The following is a 21,311-nucleotide window of genomic DNA, read 5'->3' as shown; positions in this document are numbered from 1 at the left end:
CTATTCCTTGGTGGCGCCGGCGAGCATCCCGCTGACCAGGAAGCGCTGGGCGAAGAGGAAGACGATCAGCACCGGTGTGATGGCCACGAGCGTCGCCAGGGCCAGCTGCGGCCGTTCGATCGCGAGGGTGCCGACGGCCGGGTTGAAGGACGGAACGTTGCTGAGCAGGGTGCCGACGCCCACCTGGATGGGCATCTGGCTGCTCTCGGGGAGCATGACGTAGGGCAGGAAGTAGTTGGTCCAGTTGGCGACGAAGCTGAAGAAGCCCACGAGTGCGATGACCGGCGTCGCCAGCGGAAGCGCGATGTGCCAGAAGACGCGCAGTTCGGAGCAGCCGTCCATACGTGCCGCGGCCAGCAGGTCCTTGGGTACGGCGGTGGTGAAGTAGATGTACGTCAGGTACACGCCGAAGGGGTAGAACGAGTACGGCAGGATGATCGACCACATGGTGCCGATCAGATGCACCGCGTTGATCTCCAGGAACAGCGGGACCACCAGGGTGGCGTTCGGCATGAGCATCACGACCAGGGTCGCGATCAGCAGGCTGTGCCGGCCGCGGAACTCGGTCATGGCCAGGGCGTATCCCGCGGGAATGGCGACGACGAGTGTGATGACCAGTGAGATCACCGCGTAGAGGGCGGAGTTGCCCAGCCACTCCATGACGGCGTTGTCCTGGAAGGCGGTGAGCGCGTCCCAGTTGGCCTGGAAGGCGTGCCACGAGCCGAAGGAGAGCGGGTTGTCGTGGACGAGCTGCTGGTCGGTCTTGGTCGCCGCGAGGACGAGCCACAGCACTGGCAGTACGAAGAAGGCGAGGAACGCGGCCAGTACGGATCCGGTGAGCAGCCGGGACGCCATGTGCCCTACGGGCCTGCGGCGGTGCGGCGGCTGGTCGTGGTGATGGTGAGATCGGCTCATGCGGGGCGCTTCCCGCTCCCGGCTCGCTGTGGTGGCGACTCGACCACCAGGGGTTTTAGTCGGCATCGAAGAACCCTGACCGTGCGACGAAGAGGGCGGCGGCCGACACACTGACGACCAGGAGTTCCACCGAGACCGCGGCGGCGCCGTTGATGTTGTTCATCTGGAAGGCGAAGTCGAACGTCAGCTGGTTGAGCGAGTAGTCGCGTCCGGCCGTGCCCACGCTGGCCAGGGAGAGCAGCTGCGGCTCGACGAAGAGCTGGGCGCCGCCCGCGAACGCCAGGATCACCATGTAGACGATCCACTTGCGGAGCATCGGGATCTGCACGTGCCAGGCGGTCTGCCAGGCGTTCGCGCCGTCGATACGGGCGGCTTCCATGATGTCCGTGGGGATGTTGTTGAGTGCGCCGTACATGACGACGATCCAGCCGCCCGCACCGGTCCAGAACGCGATGATCGTGAACAGCACCGGCAGGTTGCCGGGCGCGATCACCTCGCCGAAGGTGTGGAAGCCCAGTGCTTCGAGCAGTGAACTGGCCGGGCTGACCGTCGGGTCGAGCATGAACAGCCACACCAGCACACTCGCCGCGCCGGCGAGCGCTCCCGGGATGTAGTAGAAGAAACGCAGCGTCCTGCTGGTGGAACCCGAGGACAGGCGGTGCAGCAGCAGCGCCAGGGCCACCACGAACACCACCAGGGACAGCAGCCAGAAGACGAGGTAGACGGCGACATGGCCCACCGCGTCCAGGAAGCGGAAGTCCTGCGCCGTGGTGACGAAGTTGGAGAAGCCGGTGAAGGTGCCCCCGGCGTCGGTGAAGGCGAAGTAGATGGCGTAGCCGGTCGGAAGGACACCGAAGGCGATCAGCAGGACGACGTAGGCGGCGACGAAGGCCATGCCGGCCCGGCTCTGCCGGGCGGCGCCGCGAGGGCGCCGGTTGGCAGAGCCGGCCTGGGAGTGGGTGAGGGTCACTGGGAGACCTTGTATCCGTTGGACTGGGCGTACTTGACGATGGAGTCCTGCCAGGCCGGCAGCAGCGATTCGATGGTCTTGCCCTGGGTCAGGCCGGGCTTGACGGTGGCGGCCCAGATCGCCTCCTGGCTGAACTGGCCCGACCCCCAGCCCTTCCAGACCTGCGAGGAGGCGTCCTTGAGGGCGCTCAGGTCGGTGGCGAAGTAGCCGGCCGCGTCCTGTCCCTTCAGCCAGGCCTCGGCCGCCGGCGCGTAGGCGGGGAAGCCCGGCGCCTTCTCGCCCTGGTAGGCGTTGTCGGTGGTGACCCACTTCAGGAAGTCGGTGGCGGCCTTGATGTGCGTGGAGTGCTGGGACAGCAGCCAGGTGCCGCCGCCGACGTTGCCGGTGGACGGCGAGGTCTCGCCCTGCCACTGCGGCATGGGCGCCGCGCCGATCTGCTTGGCCGGGGTCTTGAAGGTGTCCCTGAACACCGCGCCGCCGTACCAGGCCGGGCCGGGCATGAGCAGGACCTTGTCGGCGAGGTTCTTGCCGAAGTCGGTGCTGAAGACGCCGCTGATGGACATGGACTTGTTCTTGATCAGTACGTCCATGAGCTTGGCCATCTTGGTGCAGGCCTCGCTGGTGGTGTTCACCGACACGGACTTGGGGCCGGTGATGTCGTTGGCGCCGCACTTGCTCGCCCACAGGTAGATCTCGGGGGTGAAGGAGTCACCCGCGTCGCCCACGAGGTAGCCGGGGTGCTCCTTGGCGACCTTCTCGCCGAGCGCCTGGTAGTCCTCCCAGGTCGTCGGGACCGTGTAACCGAACTTCTTCAGCAGCGGCGCGTTGTACCAGAGCACCGTCTGGGAGAGGTCGTTGCGCAGGCAGTACAGGGTCCCGTCCACCGTGCAGACGTCGTTGGCGCCCTTGGCGAACTTCCCCAGGGTCGACTCGGGTATCAGGCCCTTGTTCAGCGGAGCGGCGAACTTCGCGTCGACGGCCCAGGTCACCTCGTTGTTCTGGGAGCTGAACACGACGTCCGGCCACCCCTTGCCGGTGCGGTTGAACAACTGGACCTTGGTCTGGAGGTAGTTCGAGCCGTTGGCGTTGCCGTCGTAGGTGACGATGTCCAGCTTCACGTCCGGGTGTTGCTGCTGGTAGAGCTTCGCGGCCTCCACACGGGTCGCGTCCACCCAGACGGTCAACGCCCCGTCCTTCTGCGGCGCCTGGGCGAACCCGTCCTTGGTGGTCGTACCGGCGGTGCCGCCGCCACAGGCCGTCACGGTCAGCAGCACCGTGACCGCGCACCCGGCCAGCGATGCCGCTCGCTTCCTGCCGAGGGCTCTCTTCGGGCTGGACGAGGACTGGTTGACGGTCATGAGTCACTCCACTGGGTGTGCGGGTGCCCCGAGCAGATGGGGGGCAGGCGGCTCGAGCGGGTGGGCGAGTGGCGCGAGCCGGGACGACGCTGGGCGGCCCGGAAACTCGACGGAAACGGAAGAGGCGGCTGTGCTGCGACCGGCGTGGAAGAAATTAGCCGCCTTATCGAGTGGTACGTCAAGGGTGCGTGCAGCGTTCCTTGGCTGAATTTCCGGTGAGGGGCGAGCAGTTGCGCTATCCATGCCCGATAAGGGTTGTTTCTTCACTCGGATGGTCATGGCTCTCACCATGGATCTTGGTCAGAATGAGTACGACTTATATCTTCTGTGCGCTACGATGATGCGGCTCCACCGCGATCAGTCGCGTGAGCAGAAGTCACTCGGGAGGCAGTGCGGATGGACGACACGCCAGCGATCCAAGCGGCCTTGCCGGCTCAAGTCCCTGCTGCCGTGCCCGCGGGGGTGGTCGGCTCGGACGTGCGGCGTGACTACCGTCCCGGGTACGAGATCGTGGCGGAGCGGATCCTCGCGTACATCGCCGAGGAGCGACTGACGCCGGGTGACCGGCTGCCCACGGAGATCGACCTCGCCCGGACACTGGACACCAGCAGGGCGGTGGTGCGCGAAGCCATCAAGATCCTTTCGGCGCTGGGCCGGGTACGGGCGCACAAGGGGCGGGGTCTGTTCGTCGCGGACGACGAAGGCATGCTCATCACCAGCCGGTGGGGAGGCTTCTTCCGCCCCGTCGACATCGACCACGTACTGATGCTGTTCGAGTTCCGCAGGGTTCAGGAGATGGCCGCCAGCAGCCTGGCGGCCACCCGCGCCACCCCCTCGGAGCTGCGCACCATCGAAGTCGCCATGGAGCAGTGCCGGCACGGGTTCGCTCACGGCCAGATCGATGTGTTCAACCAGGGGGACGAGGACTTCCACACGGCAGTGTCGGTGGCCTCGCACAACACGTTCCTCGTCAGCGCCGTGCGGGACGCGCGGCGCCTGCAGCGCCAGTCCAGCGCCATCGGTATCCACGACTCGTTCGGGGAGAACACCGAGGCGGCCATCGAGGAGCACGGGGCGATCTACCGGGCCATCCGTGACGGCCGCCCCGAGGAAGCGGCGCAGGCCACCGCGGCACACCTCGACCGGACCCTGGAGGACTACCGGCGCGAGATCCAGCGCCGTCTGTTCGGCTGACGCCGTCTGTTCGGCCGACACCGCCCGTCGGCGCGCCGTGCGCGCCCTGTCCCGGCCGTCGCGCGTCTCGGAAAAACGCGGACGATCCGTTGACTTCTGTAAGTCCGGGACTCTAACTTTTCGGCGTCGATCGGTTCGACAAGTCGGTAGCTGTTCGATATATCGACCAGTCCTCATTCCGTCCTCGGTCGCCGCGTGTCCCAAAGGACCCGTTGCCCAGGCGTCCGGGGGTGTGCCTTCGTCATGCCGCCACCCCGCACAGCGCGGGTGAGGGACGTCAGCCCGCTGGGACGCGGCGCGCACGACGCGAAGGCCGTGTCCCTTCCACGTTCTCCCTCCCGCGTTCTCCGCGCGGTGTCCACCCACTGCTCCCGCACGTGATGACCTCCAGCCAAGGACTGCATCGTGGACCTCACCAGAAGACAACTCGGCCGGCTCGCCGCGGTCGGTACCGGCGCCCTCCTCCTCCCGGGCCTGCTCCCGTCGAGCACGGCGGCGGCAGACTCGTTTCCGGCCACAAAGTGGGGTGACCAGGGTGACGGCACGTACGCCAACCCGATCATCCCCGCCGACCTCAGTGACTGGGACTGCATCCGGGTCGGCTCCGACTACTACGGCATCACCAGCACCATGGGGCACTCGCCCGGCATGGCCGTCCTGCACTCGAAGGACCTGGTCAACTGGCGCCCGATCGGCGGTTCGGTCGGCGATGTCACCCGTATCGGACCGGAGTTGAACTGGGACCGGATGAACCGCTACGGCCGGGGTGTGTGGGCCGGGGCCATCCGCTTCCACGCGGGGCGGTACTGGGTGTACTTCAACACGCCCGACGAGGGCTTCTTCATGACGTCGGCCCCGTCGCCGACCGGGCCGTGGGAGCCGTTGCACTCGATGTGGCGGACCTCCGGCTGGAACGACGTGTGCCCGTTCTGGGACGACGACGGCCAGGGCTATCTGGTCACCACGCACTACTCGGACAACTACAAGATCCACCTGTACAAGCTGTCCGCAGACGGCAGGTCGCTGGTCGGCCCGGCCCCGGTGATCCACCAGTCGTCGCGCAGCGAGGCCAGCAAGCTGTACAAGATCGACGGTGTCTACTACCACCTGTTCAGCGAGGTGAAGCCCGAGGGCCGGGTGCTCATGATGAACCGCGGCTCCAGCATCTTCGGCCCCTTCGAGACCCGGCAGCTGCTGCACGTCAACACCTCGGTGGATCGCGAGCCCAACCAGGGCGGGCTGGTGCAGACCCCGAGCGGCGACTGGTACTTCGTGACCCACCACGGCCACGGCGACTGGGAGGGGCGCGTGCTGTCCCTGCTGCCGGTGACCTGGGTGGACGGCTGGCCGATCATCGGCACGGTGGGCTCGGACGGCATCGGCACCATGGCGTGGACGGGCCGGTTGCCCGCCGCCGGCACCCCCGGCCTCCCCGTCGACGCGCTGCCCGCCGTCGTGACCAGCGACTCGTTCACCGACACCCGCCTCAAGCCGCAGTGGGAGTGGTACTACCAACCCCGCGCGGGCTATTGGTCGTTGACCGAGCGCCCCGGCTTTCTGCGGCTGAAGGCGTTCGCACCGCTGGCCGGGGACAACCTGATGAAGGTGGGCAACACCCTCACCCAACGAGTGCTGCGCACCGCGGGCGGCGCCACGGTGACCGTCCGCCTCGAACTGGCCGGCCTCGCCGACGGCCAGCACGCCGGGCTGTGCCACTACGCCGCCACCTACGCCGGACTGGGTGTCCGACGCTCAGGGACCACCACCACGATCGAGCACAACGCCGGCTCCACCCTGACCAGCGGCGCGGCCATCACACAGAACGCCGTGTGGCTGCGCACCACGTGGGACGTGAACGGGGTCAGCCGCTTCTCCTACAGCCTCGACGGGAGCACGTTCACCCAGGTCGGCGGCACCTACCAGCTCACCTGGGGCGGCTACCGCGGCGACCGGATCGGCCTCTACACCTACAACCCGAACGGCACGGGCCACGTCGACGTCGACTCGGTGCAGTACACCATCGCACCCACCCGGGCCTACAAGTGCGTCAGCGTGCGCAGCGGCAAGGTGGCCGAGGTCTCCGGTGGGTCCGGCGCGGACGGCGCCGCCCTGATCCAGTGGACCGACAACGGCGCGACGAACCAGCAGTGGGCGTTCCAGTCCACGGCCGACGGCTACCACACCATCACCTGCGTCCGCAGCGGCAAGGTGCTCGACGTGGCCGGATCCTCCACGGCGGACGGCGCGCGGGTCGTACAGGCGACCCCCGACGGCAGGGCCAGCCAGCAGTGGCAGCTGCGCCCGCTGTCCGGCGGTGTGTTCCAGGTGGTCAACCGCAACAGCGGCAAGGTGCTCGACGTCAGCTCCGGCAGCACGGCCGACGGCGCCGCGCTCATCCAGTACGCCGACAGGGGCAGCACCAACCAGCAGTGGACGTTCCGCCGGGTCACCGGCTAGACGCACATCAATCCCGCCCGCCGGCTGATACGAGCCGGCGCGGCCACGGCCCGGCCCGACGGCTCCTTCGCCGTGGGGCCGGGCCGTCATGCATGGGGCGCGGTGTCCGATGTCCCCGAGTACCCCGTCCCCGCGACCCGACCACGGTCCTAGGGGCTGTCGTCAAACTCCCGTTGTCGCCCGAAGGGCGGCCCGGCGGCGTCCGGTGCGTGCTCTCGGCGCGGGGCGGAAGTCCTCGTACTGGGCGTACTCGGGCTTTCGCCCGGCGTGGCGAGTGGGGGACCCCCTGCTCGAAGAGCTTGGGGGAGCGTGCCGGGCGCCGCGGGGCTGGGGGGCACCTCCCACGCCTTTAGGGCAGTGGGGGAGGGAGTTTGCCGACAGCCCCTGGAACGCCACGCCAACGCCACCCATATGAGTCTCCCCGACCTGCCGGCCTCCCTCCCGAGAGCTGTCCACGCGAAGAGATCGACATCCCCCGCACCACCAGGAGCCGGGCGCACCCGGAGCGTGCGCGTCGCCTCAGTACCAGACGGAGAACGTGGCGTCGGCTCTGCCGGTGGCGGTGGAGATCGGGTCGATGCGCAGTTGGTAGGCGTAGTGGCGGATGTAGCGGTCCGGGTGGCTGTGGGAGCGGAACGACGACCAGGACGGGTCGGCGAGCCCGGCGGTCCTGTGGAAGGTGGCGTCCTGGGCGAACCTCGTGGTGCCGTCGTTGGCGTCCAGCCGCAGCTGGTAGAAGGAGTGCCGCAGATAGCGGGTCGGCTGGTTGAGGGACTGGAAGGAGACGCCGGAGGGGTCGGCCAGCCCGGGCACCAGCTTCCATTGCGAGTCGGTGTAGGGGTCGAACGGGTACGGGTCGATGCGGCCGAGGGAATCGACCTGCCGCCAGTATCTGTCCGGGAAGTTGTAGGACTTCAGTCGGTTCCAGGCAGGCTTTCCCCAGGTGGCGACCATGTTGTCGTACACCGTTTGGGATATCGGCTTGATGTCGGCGTGCTTGGAGTTCAGCGGCTGGGTGTAGACGCGCCGGTCGGTGGCGGTCCAGGTGCCGGTGGAGAGGTCGTTGGTCTGCCAGGTGTAGAAGAGGGCGTTGGCGTCGCCCCACAGGTACCAGGTGCCGGAGGCCTCGGCGAGGATCGGGCCCTCGATGCCTCCCTGCGGCGCCAGGCCCGAGGTGAACTGGGCGAAGCTGCCGGGGGCGAGGGAGGTGGACCTCGCGCCCACCAGGCTGTTGCGGCCCTTGTAGTACAGGTAGTTGACGCCGTTCACGTTCTTGGCCAGGGTGCCGTCGATGATGTCGTAGCCCGGGTCGAAGAAGACCTGCGGTGCCGTCACCGTCTGGAAGTCCGTGGTGTAGTTCACCATGATCACGTTGTGTCCGCTGCTGTTGACGGCCGAGTAGATGAGGGCGTACTGGCCGCGGGAGGGGTCCCAGAAGGCTTCGGGCGCCCAGGTGTGGGTGGCCATGGCGTGCAGTTTCAGCAGTCGGTAGTTGTCGAAGGAGCGCAGGTCGGCGGAGTCCCAGACGTGGATGTACGGGGTCTTCTTGGTCCAGTCGGTGCCCTTCAGATTGGTCGCCATGACGACGAAGGTGCCGTCCTGCTTGGGCAGGATGAAGGGGTCACGCAGACCGCCGTCGCCCGCGGTCGGGGTCACGACGGGGTTGTTCTGGTTCAGCGGCATCCATTGCAGCGCGTCGGTGCTGACCGCGAGGTGCAGGCCGTAGTCCGTGCCGAGGTTTCTCGGTGACTGGGTGAAGTAGGCCATGACGAACGGGGAGGTCGTCGCGGCGCTCGCGGACCGGCTGCCGAGGGTCAGCACGCCGGTGGTGGACAGCGGCACGGCCGCGGCCATGCCGAGGAAGAGTCGGCGCGACGGGAGGGGTGCTGCACTCATCTGGTGCCTCCGGGGCGTAGGAAGGGTGCGGGCGGATCCAGAACCTGTGGGCCGGTGGGGGGTGGGTGACGCATCCGCGCCGGCGCCGACCTGGCGGCGCCGGCGCTCCTGGCGATGCGGGTCAGTTCGGCACACGGAAGGTGGCGTCACCGCGGGCTGTCGCGGTGGTGATCGGGTCGAGGCGCAGCTGGTAGGCGTAGTGGCGGATGTAGCGGTCGGGGAAGTTGTACGACTGGAACGACGACCAGGTGGAGTCGGCGAGCCCGGCGACCTTGCGGAAGGTGGCGTCCGCGGCGAACTGGCTGCTGCCGTCGTTGAGGACGAGCTGGAAGTCGTACCTGGCGTGGCGCAGGAAGTAGCCGGGGTGGTTCACCGACTCGAAGGAGACGGTGCCGGTGCCCGCCAAACCGGGCCTGATCCGGAACTGGGAGTCCTCGACGGGGCTGACGTTCGGATCGATGCGCACGTCGAAGTTGGTCTGGCGCACGTACCGGTCCTGGAAGTTGAACGACTGGAGCCGCTGCGCCGGGGTGTTGGGCCAGCGGGCGAGCACGCGGCTCTCCTCGGCGGCCGTGAGGGGCATGATCGCGCCGTGGCGCTTGGCGGTGACGCCCATGTCGTAACTGGTCGTCGGCTGCAGCCGGTAGGTGCTGACGTCGAACGGGTTGGTCGTCAGGATCGGCCTGTACTCGCGTACGCCCTGCGCGTTGTTGTGGTCGATGTAGAGGGCCCACTCGTCGCGGTCCCTGAACTTCATCCAGACCGGGCCTTCGACCACGTTGCCGGTGAGGCCCATGCTGGACAGGTTGCCGAGGTTGGTCCACGTCCCGAGGATCGAGTTGCTGCCCTCGATGTTGTTCTGGCCGTCGCCGGAGGCCCTCAGGTAGCGGTAGGGGCCGGTACCTGCGGGCACCTCGGTCATCTGGGTGTCGACGACCGGGGTGCTGCCGGGCGGGTCGATCCAGATCTGCGGGGTGGTGATGGTGCGGAAGTCCTTGGTGCGGGCGGAGTAGATGCGGTACTTGAAGATGCCGTTGACCGTGGCGTTCGTCGCCCAGTACAGGACGTAGTCGTTGGTCTCGGGGTTCCAGATCGCCTCCGGCGCCCACGCGTTCTTTCCGCCGGGGATCAGTCCGGCGGCGCCGAGCAGCCACGGCTTCGACCAGGTCACCAGGTCGGTCGACTCCCACACCACGAAGTTGGGGCTGCCGTTCTGGTAGGTCGAGCCGCAGCGGATGCACAGATCGGTCGCGATGATCCAGTACTTGCTGCCGTCGGGGGAGCGCACGAGTGCGGGGTCGCGCACTCCCTTCGTGCCGATCTTGGAGTTGAGGATCGGCGCTCCGCCGTTGAGGTCGTTCCAGTGCAGGCCGTCCGTGCTGTGGGCGAGGTACAGCATCTGACCGGTCGCGGAGTCGTTGGTGAAGTGCACCATCAGGTAGCCGGGGTCGGCGGCGGCCGCCCGCTGTGGTGTGGTCAGGGCTTGGCCCGTGAAGAGGAGGCAGACGGCGAGCAATATCACCGTCAGCCGGGCGCGGAGCGCAGACATCGGATCTCCTGTCGGGTGCGGGTTCCACCGCCGGGCGAAGGGGGAGCGGGGTGGCGGGGGGAACTTGGTCTCGGAATGGGCGGGACAGGACCCGGACACCGCGCGGGCCGGACGGGGGGATCCGAACGACGGTGTTTCACCGCTTCGCCCAGGGCGCCGTGGCGACGACGGGTCAGGGCGCGCGAGGCGTGCGTCCGCCCAGGTGGGGCGGTTGCGGCACGGGCCGGGTGGCTGTGCTTCTCAGCGCCCGTGAAGGCGTTTCAGGTGGGTGGCGCTTCGGCCGGAAGCCTTCGTAACCAACTCACTGTCCAATCAGGCATGTTGAGCGATATATCGAACACTGTTCGTGAAATCGGGCAGAAGTTAAATCTGGAAAAGGGGGCGCGTCAACACATCCGACACATCCGATTAACCGAACGTGCAAATGAGCGATCCGGCACTCATCCGGCCTCCTGGGCGTGGCGCGCGACGGGAGACGCGACGCGGCACGTCCGATCACGACCGACGGGCCCCGTCGCCGCACCGGACCGGACGCGACTGCCGGCGATCGACGCCCCCCGAGCCGGACGCGAACGAGGGCGCGACAGCGCGGAGAAATCCATGGCACACCGGCGGGACCGGCGACGAGACTGCTCGAATGAGCGCCTCTTCCCCCTGCCTCTGCCTCTGCCCCTGCCCCTGTCGCGGGCATCGCGTGCTGGAAGCGCTGCCCGGCTCGTACGAGATCCGCCCCGTCTGCTGGTGGCTCCCCACGCCCTGGCGCCGGGACCACCCATGACCACGCACATCGAGAGACTCGTCCAGCAGCTCGACGACGCGACCGGCCCGTCGTACGACGCCCGCGCGGAACTGATCGACATGGGCGCCGACACCCCTGGTGGCGAGCCTGGACGGACAAGGCCCCCCGAGCTCCAGGCCCTGATCGACGCGGTCACCACCGGACACAGCATTGACCTCTGCCACCGGATTCAACGAACCACCGGTACCTCGCCGGACTCCCCCTACGCGGTGCCGTGATCTGGATCCGCAGCCTCCGACCAACGTGATCCGAGTACAGGGCTATCAGGCTCGGACGTGTCTCCTGTCGCTGCCATAGCCATACGATTCCAGCACTGCCCGCGAACTGCCCGGAATGTGGACCGCCCCTGGCAGATTGCCCTGTGGGTTGAGACCGTAGCTCGTGCCGTTCGCCCCGGTGACGGGGGAGCGTCCCTGCGTTCCGCGTCGCGGATGACCTCGAGGCCGTGTGTCTTCACCTGGAGTTGCCGGCCCACGGGGGTGTTCCTGGGAGCGTCCGCCATCGTCGACCTGCCTGTCCAGATGCGTCCGGGTGACGTTGAGTCCCTTGACGGAGGACCGTCAAGACCAGCTGCCTTTCCTCGGTGGTGCCCACTTTTTTGTTATCGCCCGCTCCGTATCACGTCTCCCTGCGTAGGCACTGTCCCCACAAGAGCCCGAGGAACGACACAGTGACACTTCAGATCAGCCGACGCAGCATGCTCAAGGCCGCTGGAGCGGCGACCGGCGCGGTCGGTATCGGTATCGGCACGGGCGCGGCCGCCGCCCCCGCGACGGCGGCGCCCACGTCCTTCGCGCACCCCGGGATGCTCCACACCCGGGCCGATCTCGAGCGCATGGCCGCCAAGGTGAAGGCGGGCGCCGCCCCCTACACGGAGGGTTACGCCAAGCTCACCCTCACCACCGGCCGCCACTCGCAGGCCGCATGGCGGCCCAACCCGCAGGTGACCCCGACCCGGGGAGGGGGCGGCGTCCAGAACTACGGGGCCCTCTACCGCGACATCCACGCCGCCTACCAGAGGGCGCTGCGCTGGAAGATCACCGGCGACACCGCATACGCAGACACCGCGCGAGACATCTGCAACGCCTGGTCGGGGACGCTGAAGGGCATCGGCGGAGGCTCCGAAGTCGTGCTCCTGGCGGGCATCTACGGGTACCAGTTCGCCAACGTCGGCGAGCTCTTGCGCGGCTACCCCGGCTTCGACCTGGCCCGTTTCCAGGACATGCTGGTCAAGCACTTCTATCCGATGAACCGCCACATGATGTACCGCGAGACCAATTGCATCGGCCACTACTGGGCGAACTGGGACCTGTGCACCATGGCCTCGATCATGGCCATCGGGATCCTCTGCGACGACCGGGCCAAGTTCGACGAGACGGTGGACTACTTCTACAACGGCGAAGGCAACGGCGCTCTGGCCAAGGCGATCCCCTACGTCTACAACGACGTGGGCCTGGCCCAGTGGCAGGAGAGCGGGCGTGACCAGGCCCACAGCATGATGGGCATCGGCCTGATGGGCACCATCTGCGAGATGGCCTGGAACCAGGGCGTCGACCTCTACGGCGCGGACGACTCCAGGTTCCGCAAGGCGTGCGAGTACGTCGCCCGGTACAACCTCGGCTACGAGGTGCCCTACACCGCCTACACCTGGAAAAACGGCGTGCATTGCGTGGATACGGTGCAGAAGGTCATCTCCGAAGGCGGCCGTGGCGGTGGGCGCCCGGTCTGGGCGCGGGTCTACAACCACTACGTCAACAGGCGCGGCATGGCCATGCCGAACACCCGCGAGATGATGGCCCGCAGCGGGCCCGAGGGAGGCGGCGGCCACTACGGCCCGAACAGCGGCGGATTCGACGAACTCGGCTTCGGCACCCTGGCGTACACCCGGGACAAGGCCACCGCGGCCGAGGCGGCGGCCTCACCGTCCCCGTCGAAGTCGACGGCCGCCAACTCCGGTACCTCCGGGTCGTCCGGTTCGTCCAAGTCCCCGGCCGCGCAGTCCTCGGGGGACGTCAGCACCCAGGGCGGAAAGAGCGGCGAGGACCTGGCCGCCACCGGTGCCTCGGACCTCGCTCTGTGGACGGCCGCGACCGGCGTCACCGCGGTAGCCGGCGGCCTCCTGCTGCTCCGCCGTCGCGGCCAGGCCCGCCGCGACGCGGAGTAACACCCGCGGTGACACAACAAATCCGGTGACTGACCACAGTCGGGCTTGCCGGCGGCGGTGACCGTCACTCAGCCCAGCGCGATTGCGGTCCACGACACCGGCGGCAGCTCGATGCTGAGCAGCCCGTCGGACAGGGTCGCGCTCGGGTTCGCGTGCGGGGTCACGCGGTTCTGGTCGGTGAGTGTGTTCTTCGCGTACGCATCCTTGTCGGCGAGTGTGACCGCCTCCAGAATCCGCGAGGAGCCGAGGCCGCGCACATCGACCGTGACCTGAGTGGCCTGCGTAAGCCCACGGTTGACGAGGAAAACCGCGGCCCGGTCCTCGTCGACGGTGGCGACGGCGTCGACGACGGACGCCTCGCCATGGCGTGCCGTCGTGTAGGTCGGCGCCTCGACAACGGGCCGGATCACCTCACCGGCGGCAAGCCGGCTGGTGATCGAGAACGGGTAGAAGGTCGTCTGCCGCCAGGCCGGGCCGCCGGGCTCGGTCATGATCGGCGCGATCACGTTGACCAGTTGCGCGAGCGAGGCCGAGGTGACGCGGTCGCTGTGCTTGAGCAGCGTCATCAGCAGGTTGCCGACGACAACGGCGTCCGCCACCGAGTAGACGTCCTCCAGCTGCCGGGGGGCGTGCCGCCACTCGTCGTTGACCTCGTCGGACTCGTGGAACTCCTTTTGGTACCAGACGTTCCACTCGTCGAACGAGATATTGATCTTCTTCTTGGAGCGCTTCTTGTAGCCCACGTGGTCGGCGGTCGCGACCACGGTGTCGATGAAGTAGTCCATGTCCATCGCCGAGGCGAGGAAGGAGCCGAGGTCGCCGTCGAGCTCCTGGTAGTAGGCGTGGCAGGAGACGTAGTCGACGTGGTCGTAGGTGTGCTCGAGTACCGTGCGCTCCCAGTCGCCGAAGGTCGGCATCCAGGAGCCGGAGGAGCCGCAGACCACGAGTTCGAGGTCCTTGTCGGCCATCTTCATCGCGCCGGCGGTACGGGCGGCGAGCTTGCCGTAGTCGTCGGCGTTCAGGAAACCGGTCTGCCAGGGCCCGTCCATCTCGTTGCCGAGGCACCACATGCGGATGTTGTGCGGCTCCGGCGTGCCGTTGGCGATACGCAGATCCGAAAGTGCCGTACCGGAGGGGTGGTTGGCGTACTCGAGCAGGTCCAGGGCGGGCAGGATGCCGCGCGTGCCGAGGTTGACCGCGAGCATCATCTCGGAGTCGGTGAGCTTCAGCCAGCGGGCGAACTCGTCCAGGCCGACCTGGTTCGACTCCAGGGAATGCCAGGCGAGGTCGCGGCGCACCGGGCGCTGGTCGCGGGGGCCGACCGAGTCCTCCCAGCGGAAGCCGGAGACGAAGTTGCCGCCCGGGTAGCGGACGGTCCTGGTGCCCAGCTCCCTGACCAGTTCGAGAACGTCCATGCGGAACCCGTCGTCGTTCGCGCTCGGGTGTTCCGGCTCGTAGAGCCCGGTGTACACGCAGCGGCCGAGGTGTTCGACGAACGAGCCGAAGGTGCGGCGTCGGACAGGGGCGATGACGGCCTGCTTGTCGAGGGTGACGTGGGCGCGGGGCATTGCGGTGGTCCTTTGCGGTTCAGGAAGGGTGTAGGGCAGCGAACGCGTTACTTGACGGCGCCTGCGGTCAAACCCCTGCGCCAGAACCGCTGCAGGCTGACGAAGGCGACGAGCAGAGGGATCAGCGACAGGAACGCACCGGTGATCGGCAGCAGCGGCGGCACTCCGTTGGCGAACTCCGAGCGCCACTGCACCAGGCCCACCGTGACGGGCTGCAGTGAGGGGGTGTTGAGCATGAGCGAGGGCAGCAGGTAGTTGTTCCAGATGCCGACGAACTGGAACAGGAAGACGGTCACCAGTGCCGGGGACATCAGCGGCAGGGCGATCCGGAAGAAGGTTCGCTGTTCGCCTGCTCCGTCGAGCCGTGCGGCCTCGAGGAGTTCGTCCGGGACGGACGCCGCGGCGAAGATCCGACACAGGTAGACACCGAACGGGCTGACGCAGCTGGGCAGCAGCACCGACCAGTAGGAGTTGGTGATGTCCAGCTTCGCCATGAGCAGGAACAACGGCAGGGCGAACATCGGCGCCGGGATGAGAACCGAGGCGAGGATGACGTTGAACACGCTTTCACGGCCGCGGAAGGTGAACTTGGACAGCGCGTAGCCGGCCATCGCGGACAGCAGGGTGCCGACGGCGGCGCCGACGAGGCTGTACAGCGCGCTGTTGGCGAGCCAGGTGGAGAAGATGCCGTCCTCGAAGCTGAACACGTTTCTGATGTTGGTGACCAGGTCGAAGTGGGAGAACCACAGCGGCGTACCGGTGTAGAGGTAGCCCGAGGCCTTGGTCGAGGAGACGAACAGCCACCACAGCGGGATCAGCGTGTACAGGGCCATCAGGCCCAGCACGCCGTTGACGACGACCTTGCTCGCGATGTCGGTGCCGCGAAGGGCCGGTCGGGTCGGTCGGATCGGCCGGTCGGCCCGGATCACGCTCATGCCATCGCTCCCTTGCGCTGGTTGTACTTGAGGAATCCGAACGAGAGCACGAGGGTGATCAGCGCGAGCACGACGGACTGGGCGGCGGCCAGGTTCTGGCCGCCCACGTCCATAGCCACGGTCGTGTTCATGATCGGGGAGAACTTCGGGTCGACGCCCGGGATGCGCGCGCCGACAAGCACCGCGGGCTCGGTGTACATCTGTGCCGTCCCGATGATGGAGAAGACCGTGGTCAGGACCAGCGCGGGACGCACCAGCGGGATCTTCACCGCCCACGCCAGGCGCCATCCGGTGCAGCCGTCGAGCGCGGCGGCCTCCATCACCTCGGCCGGGATCGTCTGCAGCGCGGAGTAGATGATCAGCATGTTGTAGCCGGTCCAGCCCCACGTGATCATGTTCCCGATCGAGACCGGAACCCACGACGGCGACAGGAAGTCGGTGTCGATCCCGAAGTGGGACAGCGGTCCGGTGAACGGCGAGAGGTCTTTCACCAGCAGGAAGGACCACATCAGCGCGGCGATCGCACCCGGCAGCGCGTAGGGCAGGAAGAACGTGAGCCGGAAGGACTTGCGCAGCCGGGCCGAGCGGGAGTCGAGCAGGAGCGCGAGCAGGAGGGCCAGACCGAGCATGACCGGGACCTGGACGCAGCCCAGCAGCGCGACACGGACGATCGACGCGACGAAGTCGTGGTCGCTGAAGGCGTCGGCGTAGTTGGACAGTCCCGCGAACTCCGTGGACTGCGCACCGCCGAACAGCCCCGCGCGGCGGACGGTGAAGAAGCTCTGGTAGATCGCGTAACAGATCGGCGCGACCATCATGGTCAGGAAGAGGACCGCGAACGGCGCCAGGAACCCCGACGCGGTCAACGCGCTGCGGCGGCCGGCGCGCCGCGGCCGACCGGCGGGGGAGGCGCGGCGGGTGGCCGCGGGCTCCGACCGCGGCGGTGACGCGGTCCGGGTGCTGCTGGGACTGCTCATGGAAACCTCGCTGGGCGGTTCGTCGTCAGGGAGCGGGTTCCCGCGGCGCCGGATACGGGCGGCCGCGGGAATCCTTCGGGGCGGCTGAAGTCCCGCTGCCTCAGCCGTTGTTCACCGAAAGGCCGAGCTTCTTGATCGCGGCGACCGTCGAGGCCTGGACCTTGGTGACCGCGTCCGGCAGGGTGCCCTTGCCTATGGCAGCGGTGAAGTCCGTCTCGACCTGCTGGAAGGTCGGGCCGTTGGTCCAGGTGCTGGGCACCTGCGCGGCGGAGGCCTTGTACACCTCACCGACCTTCTGGCCGCCGAAGTACGGGTCACCCCCCGTGAGTGACGGGTCGTCCTGTCCGGCCTTCGACGCCGGGTACAGCCCGGTTTCGATGCCCGTCTTCACGGCCTGCGGGTCACTGGACAGAAAATCGGCGAACTGCACTGCTTCCTTGGGCGTCTTGCACCCGGTCATCACCGAGGTGGCCGAGCCGCCGCCGCTGGCGCTCTTGTTGTCGCCGGCCTCCCAGGTCGGCATCGGGGCGACCCTCCACTTGCCGGACAGGTTCTGCAGGTCCGACTTCAGTCCGCCGGCGGCCCAGGCAGGGCTGATGAACGTCAGCACCTTGCCGGCTTCGGAGGCCTTGTTGAACTGCGGGTCCCAGGCGCTGCCGTGCTTGGCCACCAGACCCTGGTCCTTCAGGTCCTGCCAGTAGGAGGCGACCTTGCGGGTGCCGGGGTTGTCGATGCTGACGGTCCAGCTGTCACCCTGGGTCGAGTACCAGGACTGGCCGGTCTGCAGGGTGAAGGACGCCAAACCGGCGCCGTCGCCGAGTATGGTGCCGAACTTCACACTGGGGTCGGCGGCGGTGACCTTCTCGGCGTCTGCCTTGTACTCGGCCCACGTGGCCGGCGGCTTGGTGATGTCGTACTTGGCGAACAGGTCCTTGCGGTAGAAGAGGACCATCGGGCCGACGTCCACCGGAACCCCGTAGACCTTGTCGCCGACGCTGGAGGAGGAGACGGCCGACGGGACGTACTTGTCCATGTCGGCGCTCGCGTACTGCGTGATGTCCATGACCGTGTTCTTCACGAGCATCGACGGGATGCTCTGGTACTCGATCTGGGCCAGACACGGGCCCTCGCCGGCGGTGAGCGCGTTGGTGATCTGGGCGTAGCCGCCCTTGGGGCCCGACGGGATCTTCTTGAAGGTGACCTTGATGTCCGGGTGGGCGGCGTTCCACTGGTCGACGATCTCCTCGTAGCCGGCCCAGCCCCAGAATTCCATGTTCACCGGCCCGCTCTGGCCCGATTCCCCGGCGGAGTCGTTCTTGTCGCTGCTGCACGCGCCGACGCCGAATGCCATGACCGCCGCGGTGGCGAGCGCCAGGAGTCTGCGGCTGCGTATGGTGGTGCTGTCCATGTGAGGGAAACCCTTCGTGATGGGGACTGACTTGCTGGACTGTCGGTGGGCGGGCGGCCAGGCCCGCCTACCGACTGGTGCTGAACTCCACGCTGAACACCGTCGGGACCGCGGCCAGGACGTCCGATGCCGACGGGCCCGGGCCGCAGGCCGTGCTGCCGAGGCCGTGGTGCGCGTGGTCGAGGTGGAGATGGAGTCGGCCGTCGCCGACCAGGTCGTGCTGGTGGGCCGCGGCGGCCAGGGCCGCGGTGCTCCAGGGACGCACGGTCAGGTCGATGACCGGGTCGCCCGTGATGAGCAGGGGGCCGTCCGCGGTGGTGATCCGGGTGCGGCGGACTTGGTGGCGGTTGCCGTTCTCCTGCGGGCGGACATAGGGGGTCTGCATCGCCGCGACAGTCGACCGGTGGCGGCCGACGCGAGCGGCGGTACGGGAGTCGCGGTACGCCTCGCCGGGACCGAGGCCGAACCACTCGACCTCGGCGTCGGTGCCGGGCAGCGACATCGCGATCCCCAGCCGGGGCAGCGGCACCGACCATGCGCCGTCAGGGGTGACGGCGCATTCCAGCCGGAGCCGGGCCTGGCCCGCGTCCGGTCCCTCGCAGGCCGTCCAGCGATAGACCAGGCCGAGCGCGGAGGAGGACCCGGCGGCGGCCAGCCGGGCGGTGACCGTGAGTCCCGACGCGTCGGGCTCGACACCCAGGACATCGTGGCGCATCCGGTTCAGTCCGGCGGCGAGCCAAGCGCCGATCTGCGGCTCGCCGAAGGCGCTGAGCAGGTCGTTGTCGATCGGGGCCCGCCAGATGTCCAGCCTCGGACCGTCGAGCTCCAGGTCGCCGAGCTGTATCAGCACCCCGGTGCGGGCATCGAACCGCGTGGGCCCCAGTGCGATGTACCCGTCATGGGCGATCGCCGGCGCCGGCGCCGGCGTGGAGGGGACGGGCGGGGCGGCCGGAGCCACGACCAGCCCCTGGGCCCAGGCGATCTCGTGACCGGCCGCGGCCCAGGTCTCGTCGGCGGCGAGCACCGCGGTCACGGTCAGCCACACCTCGTGGCCGGAGTCGTTCTTGCGCGCCGCATCGAGCGCGGCGGTGACATCGGCGGGCCATTCGACGCTTGTCGTCGTGCCCGGAGCGGTCGCCGGCACGGTCAGGCGGCCGGAGCCGGCCAGCTCGCCGCCGTCCTCGACGGTCCACTGGAAGTCCAGGTAGCCGGTGTCGTGGACATGGTGCAGGTTGTGCACGCTGATCTGCCGTGCCGCCGGGTCGATGTGGATCCGGACCGGTTCGATGACCTTCTTGTACTCGACCAGGCCCGGCGACGGTGTGCGGTCGGGGAAGAGCAGTCCGTCGGCGACGAAATTGCCGTCGTGGACCTCCTCGCCGAAGTCGCCGCCGTAGGCGTAGAACGCGTGGGGGGCATCCTGGTGGGGGTCCTCCTGCCCGGTGAGCCGGGCGATCCCCTGGTCGATCCACTCCCAGACGAATCCACCGGCCAGGCGCGGATGTGCCTCGATGACCTGCTGGTACTCGGACAGCCCGCCGGGTCCGGTGCCCATGGCGTGTCCGTACTCGCACAGCACGGCCGGCAGGGCGCGGCGGTGTGCGTCGTCGGCCGGATTGGCCGTCGGTGCCTCCTGGCCGCGTCCCACGGCGGACAGTTCGTCCACACCGATGTACATGCGGGAGTACAGGTCGACGTACGCGCAGCTCGCGAAGTCGCCCTCGTAGTGGATCAGGCGGCTGTCGTCGCGCTGCCGGATCCACGCGGCCGCGGCGGCCAGGTTGGCTCCGGTGCCGGACTCGTTGCCCAGCGACCAGACGATGACCGAGGGGTGGTTCTTGTCGCGCTCCACCAACCGCGCGGTCCGGTCCAGGTAGGCCTCGCGCCACGCGGGGTCGTCGCTGGGATTGCGGAGCCAGCCGCCGGGTTCGAAGCCGTGCGTCTCGAGGTCGCCCTCGCAGAACACCCACAGGCCGTGCTCGTCGCACAGGTCCAGGAAACGGTGGTCGGGTGGGTAGTGGCTGGTGCGCACCGCGTTGATGTTGTGCCGCTTCATGAGCAGCACGTCGGCCACCATGGTGTCCCCGGTCAGGGTCCGCCCCGTCAGCGGATGCCATTCGTGGCGGTTGACGCCCCGCAGGGAGATCGGCCTGCCGTTCACGGTCAGGACGCCGTCCACGACGGCCACGGAGCGGAAGCCGATGCGCAGCGGTATCCGCTCCCCGGCTTCGGAGACCAGTTCCCCCGTGTACAGACGCGGCTGCTCGTCCGACCAAGGCTCGATGCCGTCGATCAGGTGCGGGCCGGCCGGATCAGCGTCGGATATGCCGAGCTCGGGCACCGACAGGGACACCCGGGTGGGGGCGGTGACGTCGACGGCCAGGGTGCCCTGCCCCGTCGTGTGGTCGCAGGCGGTGTGGACGAAGAAGTCCTCGACACCGCGGGCTGCCACGGACACCGACCGGAAGATCCCGGACAGCCACCACATGTCCTGGTCTTCCAGGTAGCTGCCGGACGACCACTGGTGCACACGGACCGCGAGCACGTTCCGGCCGGGCCGCAGCGCGGTGGAGACGTCGAACTCGGTGGTCAGGCGGCTGCCCTTGCCGTCGCCGAGCCGGATCCCGTTGAGCCACACCGCGAACGCGGAGTCGACGCCCTCGAACCGGAGCACCGCAGCCGATGCCGGGAACCCGTCCGGAACGTCGAACTCGCGGCGGTACTCGCCGGTCGGGTTCTGCCGGGGCACCCGCGGCGGGTCGACCGGGAACGGGTACAGGATGTTGGTGTAGGCCGGGGCACCGTAGCGCGGCTCGCCGGGCAGGCCGGTCATCTGCCAGCAGGACGGCACGGCGAGCAGGTCCCAGGCGGTGTCGTCGAAGTCCGGCGCGGCGAAGTCCCCGGTGAGGTCGTCCAGCCCCGACGCCAGCCGGAATCTCCAGTCGCCGTCGAGCGCGATCGTGGGCAGGTCGGAGGCGAACGCGGCGCGCGGCCGCAGCCGTCCGGTGCCCGGCGACCGGTCTTCGACGTAGGCGTTGGGGTCGAGGCCGTTCATCAGCAAAGGTGTTTCCTCTCGAAATGCCCCGTGGTGGCGGGAAACGGCTGGGAAGGACTGCGCCGG

The 21,311-nt window shown here is 68.3% G+C and carries 14 protein-coding genes; 4 read left to right on the top strand and 10 right to left on the bottom strand.

Going from position 1 to position 21,311, the window contains the following annotated elements:
* From EJ357_RS06140 to EJ357_RS06130, 3 genes are all read right to left on the bottom strand, one after another.
* Entirely contained in the window at positions 1 to 855 is an 855-nt protein-coding gene (locus tag EJ357_RS06140; protein WP_126399244.1) for a carbohydrate ABC transporter permease, read from the bottom strand.
* Positions 856 to 970: 115 nt separating this feature from the next.
* Complete coding sequence (locus EJ357_RS06135) at positions 971 to 1,885, bottom strand: carbohydrate ABC transporter permease (protein WP_126389373.1); 915 nt, start codon at positions 1,883 to 1,885, stop codon at positions 971 to 973.
* A complete protein-coding gene (locus EJ357_RS06130) occupies positions 1,882 to 3,243 on the bottom strand; it encodes an ABC transporter substrate-binding protein (RefSeq protein ID WP_126389371.1) in 1,362 nt (453 codons plus the stop codon). Before EJ357_RS06130 ends, EJ357_RS06135 begins: the two co-directional genes overlap by 4 nt.
* Positions 3,244 to 3,639: 396 nt before the next feature.
* On the opposite strand from EJ357_RS06130, the gene EJ357_RS06125 reads away from it, so the two are divergent.
* Positions 3,640 to 4,437, top strand: a complete 798-nt coding sequence (locus EJ357_RS06125) for a FadR/GntR family transcriptional regulator (protein ID WP_126389370.1) — start codon at positions 3,640 to 3,642, stop codon at positions 4,435 to 4,437.
* Between the two features lie 405 nt (positions 4,438 to 4,842).
* Positions 4,843 to 6,894, top strand: a complete 2,052-nt coding sequence (locus tag EJ357_RS06120) for a family 43 glycosylhydrolase (RefSeq protein WP_126389369.1) — start codon at positions 4,843 to 4,845, stop codon at positions 6,892 to 6,894.
* 519 nt (positions 6,895 to 7,413) lie between these two features.
* On the opposite strand, the gene EJ357_RS06115 is transcribed toward EJ357_RS06120, so the two are convergent.
* Entirely contained in the window at positions 7,414 to 8,790 is a 1,377-nt protein-coding gene (locus EJ357_RS06115; RefSeq protein ID WP_126389368.1) for a glycoside hydrolase family 43 protein, read from the bottom strand.
* 121 nt (positions 8,791 to 8,911) lie between these two features.
* Positions 8,912 to 10,339 carry a glycoside hydrolase family 43 protein gene (locus EJ357_RS06110; RefSeq protein WP_126389367.1) on the bottom strand — a complete coding sequence of 476 codons (1,428 nt, stop codon included), beginning with the start codon at positions 10,337 to 10,339 and terminating at the stop codon, positions 8,912 to 8,914.
* A 774-nt stretch (positions 10,340 to 11,113) separates the two neighbouring features.
* Here EJ357_RS06110 and EJ357_RS49150 point away from each other — a divergent pair.
* Both EJ357_RS49150 and EJ357_RS06100 read left to right on the top strand, forming a co-directional pair.
* Entirely contained in the window at positions 11,114 to 11,356 is a 243-nt protein-coding gene (locus EJ357_RS49150) for a hypothetical protein (protein WP_228472993.1), read from the top strand.
* A gap of 452 nt (positions 11,357 to 11,808) precedes the next feature.
* On the top strand, positions 11,809 to 13,302 hold the full coding sequence (locus EJ357_RS06100) for an alginate lyase family protein (protein ID WP_323377857.1): 1,494 nt from the start codon (positions 11,809 to 11,811) through the stop codon (positions 13,300 to 13,302).
* 68 nt (positions 13,303 to 13,370) lie between these two features.
* Here the strand turns inward: EJ357_RS06100 and arfA are convergent, their stop codons facing one another.
* From arfA to EJ357_RS06075, 5 genes are all read right to left on the bottom strand, one after another.
* Positions 13,371 to 14,870, bottom strand: a complete 1,500-nt coding sequence (gene arfA / locus EJ357_RS06095; protein WP_126389365.1) for an arabinosylfuranosidase ArfA — start codon at positions 14,868 to 14,870, stop codon at positions 13,371 to 13,373.
* A gap of 47 nt (positions 14,871 to 14,917) precedes the next feature.
* On the bottom strand, positions 14,918 to 15,805 hold the full coding sequence (locus tag EJ357_RS06090) for a carbohydrate ABC transporter permease (protein ID WP_126389363.1): 888 nt from the start codon (positions 15,803 to 15,805) through the stop codon (positions 14,918 to 14,920).
* Positions 15,802 to 16,782 carry a carbohydrate ABC transporter permease gene (locus EJ357_RS06085; RefSeq protein WP_126389361.1) on the bottom strand — a complete coding sequence of 327 codons (981 nt, stop codon included), beginning with the start codon at positions 16,780 to 16,782 and terminating at the stop codon, positions 15,802 to 15,804. Before EJ357_RS06085 ends, EJ357_RS06090 begins: the two co-directional genes overlap by 4 nt.
* A gap of 100 nt (positions 16,783 to 16,882) precedes the next feature.
* Positions 16,883 to 18,190, bottom strand: a complete 1,308-nt coding sequence (locus EJ357_RS06080; protein ID WP_126389359.1) for an ABC transporter substrate-binding protein — start codon at positions 18,188 to 18,190, stop codon at positions 16,883 to 16,885.
* A 67-nt stretch (positions 18,191 to 18,257) separates the two neighbouring features.
* Positions 18,258 to 21,245, bottom strand: a complete 2,988-nt coding sequence (locus EJ357_RS06075; RefSeq protein ID WP_126389357.1) for a glycoside hydrolase family 2 TIM barrel-domain containing protein — start codon at positions 21,243 to 21,245, stop codon at positions 18,258 to 18,260.
* Between the last annotated feature and the right edge of the window lie 66 nt (positions 21,246 to 21,311).

Source organism: Streptomyces cyaneochromogenes, assembly GCF_003963535.1.
GTDB lineage: Bacteria > Actinomycetota > Actinomycetes > Streptomycetales > Streptomycetaceae > Streptomyces > Streptomyces shaanxiensis.
The sequence above is the reverse complement of the archived record's forward strand: the minus strand, read 5'-3'. Positions and strand labels throughout refer to the sequence as shown.

Excerpts from the sequence above, each read along its gene's own strand:
- EJ357_RS06140 (WP_126399244.1), bottom strand. The coding sequence starts at position 855 with ATGGCGTCCCGGCTGCTCACCGGATCCGTACTGGCCGCGTTCCTCGCC.
- EJ357_RS06130 (WP_126389371.1), bottom strand. The coding sequence starts at position 3,243 with ATGACCGTCAACCAGTCCTCGTCCAGCCCGAAGAGAGCCCTCGGCAGG.
- EJ357_RS06125 (WP_126389370.1), top strand. The coding sequence starts at position 3,640 with ATGGACGACACGCCAGCGATCCAAGCGGCCTTGCCGGCTCAAGTCCCT.
- EJ357_RS06115 (WP_126389368.1), bottom strand. The coding sequence starts at position 8,790 with ATGAGTGCAGCACCCCTCCCGTCGCGCCGACTCTTCCTCGGCATGGCC.
- EJ357_RS06110 (WP_126389367.1), bottom strand. The coding sequence starts at position 10,339 with ATGTCTGCGCTCCGCGCCCGGCTGACGGTGATATTGCTCGCCGTCTGC.
- EJ357_RS49150 (WP_228472993.1), top strand. The coding sequence starts at position 11,114 with ATGACCACGCACATCGAGAGACTCGTCCAGCAGCTCGACGACGCGACC.
- arfA (WP_126389365.1), bottom strand. The coding sequence starts at position 14,870 with ATGCCCCGCGCCCACGTCACCCTCGACAAGCAGGCCGTCATCGCCCCT.
- EJ357_RS06090 (WP_126389363.1), bottom strand. The coding sequence starts at position 15,805 with ATGAGCGTGATCCGGGCCGACCGGCCGATCCGACCGACCCGACCGGCC.
- EJ357_RS06085 (WP_126389361.1), bottom strand. The coding sequence starts at position 16,782 with ATGAGCAGTCCCAGCAGCACCCGGACCGCGTCACCGCCGCGGTCGGAG.
- EJ357_RS06080 (WP_126389359.1), bottom strand. The coding sequence starts at position 18,190 with ATGGACAGCACCACCATACGCAGCCGCAGACTCCTGGCGCTCGCCACC.
- EJ357_RS06075 (WP_126389357.1), bottom strand. The coding sequence starts at position 21,245 with ATGAACGGCCTCGACCCCAACGCCTACGTCGAAGACCGGTCGCCGGGC.